This is a genomic window from Vibrio sp. 1402, assembly GCF_033340275.1.
In genome coordinates this window covers 1-560 of sequence record NZ_JAWOWE010000554.1, presented here as the reverse complement: position 1 = coordinate 560, position 560 = coordinate 1, and the positions used below count along the sequence as shown (strand labels likewise).

The 560-nt window shown below is 41.4% G+C and carries 1 protein-coding gene; it reads right to left on the bottom strand.

Features of this window, described 5'->3' with window-relative positions:
- Positions 1 to 500, bottom strand: a 500-nt coding sequence (locus tag R7044_RS27215; RefSeq protein WP_225456228.1) for an SPFH domain-containing protein, incomplete at its 3' end; no start/stop codon positions are given.
- Positions 501 to 560 lie beyond the last annotated feature (60 nt).

Sequence of the window (560 nt, the reverse complement as noted above, 5' to 3'; positions counted from 1 at the left end):
GTGTATTGCGTGGCGGTAATCACTGTCACGTTACGCGCATTTTTCACAAGCAGTGCGTCGATCAAGTTGTTGTTATTGCGAAACTCACGATGCATCTTTTTTAGAGCTTCTGGATCGTTACTCAATTTAAAGCGGAACGTCACCGGAATTTGACCAATATAGGTATCAGCGAAACGAACTTGAACCGAATCAAGACGTTGGTAAAAGTCTTCACCCTTGCTGTTACCAAAAGACACAGTGATCACTTGATCGTACTTAGTGATTTTGGATAGAAACGGCATCCGGAAATGAATACCAGGTTCAGTAAACACATCCAACTCACCAGTGATGTTGTTTTGATGCACATAACTATAGCCAGCATCTGTCATCAAAACCGAACTGTTGATCGTTAAGCCTACAGCCAATAAAGGCACACCAATCAATGCCGCTTTTATGCCACGATGAAGCAACTGACGTCGTTCTTCTACTTTTAAGCCTTGTCCTAAGCTTCTGCTTTCCATGTTTTTCTCCTTATTATTTCGGTTGTCATTGAGTTAAATCGATGAAAATCAAGCTGCTAT